Origin of the sequence: Flavobacterium sp. (assembly GCF_044371705.1) — a bacterium.
Classification (GTDB): Bacteria; Bacteroidota; Bacteroidia; order Flavobacteriales; family Flavobacteriaceae; genus Flavobacterium.
Genome location: NZ_JBILTE010000253.1, coordinates 1 through 3,025, shown reverse-complemented (window position 1 = coordinate 3,025; position 3,025 = coordinate 1). Strand labels below are relative to the sequence as shown.

The window sequence follows — 3,025 nt, the reverse complement described above, 5'->3', positions numbered from 1 at the left end:
TGAAAGTATTTTTAAGAATTGGGGTAATTAAAAAAATAAGAGCGGCAAAACTCAAACGTGGAGTGCCGCTCTTAACAACCTAACCAATAAATAAACAAACTACATTTTCAACTGAATCAGTTGACAATATATTTTTGAAACGTTTGAGTGTGTACTCTTGCTTTCAAATCATGAAGCAAATTATACAACCCAAAAAACGTTCGATTAATGTATAAAAAATGTTTGGAACCTCTGCTACCATTCATTTTTCGCAACTGCGTGTCTTTTGAAAACTCTTCGCCCATTTGAGCAATGGCTCCAAAAAATTCCTCATCCGAAAAATCAAAAAATTCACCATGAAACGGTTTGGTAAACAGACTCAATAATTGATGAAACAAACCCGTGAAATAAGCTATTTCTTTAGGTGAATCGTCGGTTCGCAATATCTCTAATTCAAATAATTTCTCTTTAAATAACACCGGATTATCAATAATCTCCGGTCGTGCCAATTCAAAATACGGAAAATAAAATTCTTCCGGTACTTGCTTAATGCAGCCAAAATCAATTGCTATCAAATTAGCTTTGTCATCAACTAAAAAGTTACCCGGATGCGGATCGGCATGCACCTGACGCAAATGATGCATTTGATACATATAAAAATCCCACATAGCTTGTCCGAGTTGATCTCCTTTGGCTCGATCGGTGTTATGAGCCGTAAATTCTGATAAATGTTCGCCGTGCATCCAATCCATTGTCAAAATTTTCTTCGACGATAATTCAGGATAATACTTTGGAAAACGCAAATTTTCTATATTTTCACAGGCTTTGGATAAAAACTGACTCTGTTTTAACTCCAAATCATAGTCGGTTTCTTCCAATAATTTATATTCTACTTCCTTGAAATACTTCTCTGAATCATTTCCTTGAAGATTGAACATTTTAACAGCAAATGGTTTTACCAAAGCCAAATCAGAACTAATACTTTCCGCCACGCCGGGATATTGGATTTTCACAGCTAAATTTTTCCCATCTTTTGTTGCTCTGTGTACCTGACCGATACTTGCAGCATTTATAGAATCCGGCGTGAAGGTGTCGTATAATTGTTCCGGGAATTTCCCTAAATAATTTTTAAATGTCTTACGAACTAATGGAGCACTTAATGGCGGTACTGAAAACTGTGCCAACGAAAACTTTTCAACATAAGCTCTAGGCATGATGCTTTTGTCCATACTTAGCATTTGTGCGACTTTCAAGGCACTACCTTTTAAATTTTTTAAACCGTCGTAAATATCTTCTGCATTATTTTCATTTAACTTATCGCGGTTCAAACTTGGGTTCACCATCTTTTCGCCGTAGTAGGCAATATAATTTCCGCCGACTTTTATTCCGGTTTTAACTAACTGACCTGCACGTTCAATTTTGTTGGTGGGTATTCTATCTAGCGTTTTCAATAGTTCTAATTAAATTTTTCTTTCCAAACAAATTTTCCAAAATCAATCAAACTATCAATTGGAGTTGTATCCAGCACATCAAAAGTAGCTTTCACCGCTTTTTCAATCATAATGTCTGTCTTTTCGAATCCTTTGGATGTATCGTCTAACCAAAATTTCATCAGAAACAAGAATTCTACCCAAGCACCTTCTACATAAAGTGGTTTGGCAATTTTATTGACTTTGAAATCCTCTTCAGAACTTTGCGTATCTATCATATCTACGATAAAACTCTTAAAGTGTTTTCTAAAATCTTTTAATTGTTGCAAATTCTTCAACATATTTTTGTCCTCTTTCAAAGCAAAAACTACGTAACTTCTATTAAGTGTTAGTACTTCAAACAACGAAAAATACAAGGTCAAAAGTTTGTTTTTGTTGGAGTAGGTCAAATAATTTTGGTCTTGCTCGATGGTACTTTTAACATTTTCAAAAAATTTCACCCATATATCTTTCTTCAACGCTTCAATAGAACCGTAAAAAGCATAAAATTCACTTTCAACAATTTTATTTTCCTTACAAAAAACGAATACATTTTTGGGCTCTGCATTGTTTTGCAGCACCTGATTCATGTACAATTCAATTAACTGATTGTCATCGATGGCCTTTTTCTTGGATGCTGCTTTTTTTACTGCGGTCATTATTATTGATTTTAAATCCATTACAAAGATAGATACTTGTTTAAGTTTTACGCAAATTATTTAAACAAAATATTTGTTAAAGTTTGTTGCACAAAAAAGGTTTTCCGTCCGGAAAACCTTCGTAAAATATGAATGCTATAAAAACTAATTTTTCACTTCTTGTTCAGCATCTTGAATCATTTTTTCATTAGCAGTAATGGTAAACTCAACGCGACGATTTTTTGATCTTCCTTCCGGAGTATCATTGTTGGCAATCGGATCATTTACACCCATTCCTTTGGTTTTTATTCTACTGCCTATTAATCCTTTTGAGGTTAAATAACTTCTAACCGACGCAGCTCTTTGTTCAGACAAAGTCTGATTATATTGAACACGACCGGTGCAGTCTGTATAACCATATATGACAATGTCGGTATCCGTATAACTTTGAAAAACAGGGATTATTTTGTCTAAATTGGCTTTTGCCGTACTAGTTAAAGTTGATTTATTTAAATCAAAGTTGACCGAGTTTTCACCTAGTACTAAAACAATACCTTCGCCAACGCGATCTACTTCTGCACCTGGCAAAGCTTCTTCAATTTCTCTGGCTTGTTTGTCCATTTTGTTACCAATAACACCTCCAACTGAACCTCCTACTACTCCGCCCAACACGGCACCCATAGCGGTATTTCCACCTTTGCCCAAGTTATTACCCAAAATACCTCCGATAATTGCCCCTGTAGTTGCACCAATGGCAACACCTTTTTGAGTATTATTGGCATTTTGAACAGATTTACATCCGGTGAAAGGGAGTGCAATAAGAAAAGTAATTGCAAGAAAAGCTATTTTTATATTTTTCATTTTTTTATTGTTTTATAAATTGATACACTACATCTGTTACGGTTCCTCCGACGTTTATCTTATCCACCAATTGAAAAG

General features: G+C 34.7%; 3 protein-coding genes. All 3 read right to left on the bottom strand.

Annotation, left to right across the window (positions count from 1 at the left end; genetic code table 11):
- Positions 1-116: 116 nt before the first annotated feature.
- Positions 117-1,430: an ABC1 kinase family protein gene (locus ACIQ2S_RS12530; RefSeq protein WP_396176504.1), complete on the bottom strand. Its 1,314-nt coding sequence runs from the start codon at positions 1,428-1,430 to the stop codon at positions 117-119.
- 5 nt (positions 1,431-1,435) lie between these two features.
- On the bottom strand, positions 1,436-2,107 hold the full coding sequence (locus ACIQ2S_RS12525; RefSeq protein WP_396176502.1) for a TetR family transcriptional regulator C-terminal domain-containing protein: 672 nt from the start codon (positions 2,105-2,107) through the stop codon (positions 1,436-1,438).
- Positions 2,108-2,251: 144 nt separating this feature from the next.
- Positions 2,252-2,947 carry an OmpA family protein gene (locus tag ACIQ2S_RS12520; RefSeq protein WP_396176500.1) on the bottom strand — a complete coding sequence of 232 codons (696 nt, stop codon included), beginning with the start codon at positions 2,945-2,947 and terminating at the stop codon, positions 2,252-2,254.
- Positions 2,948-3,025 lie beyond the last annotated feature (78 nt).

Coding starts and splice junctions, on each gene's coding strand:
- ACIQ2S_RS12525 (WP_396176502.1), bottom strand. CDS start 2,107: ATGACCGCAGTAAAAAAAGCAGCATCCAAGAAAAAGGCCATCGATGAC.
- ACIQ2S_RS12520 (WP_396176500.1), bottom strand. CDS start 2,947: ATGAAAAATATAAAAATAGCTTTTCTTGCAATTACTTTTCTTATTGCA.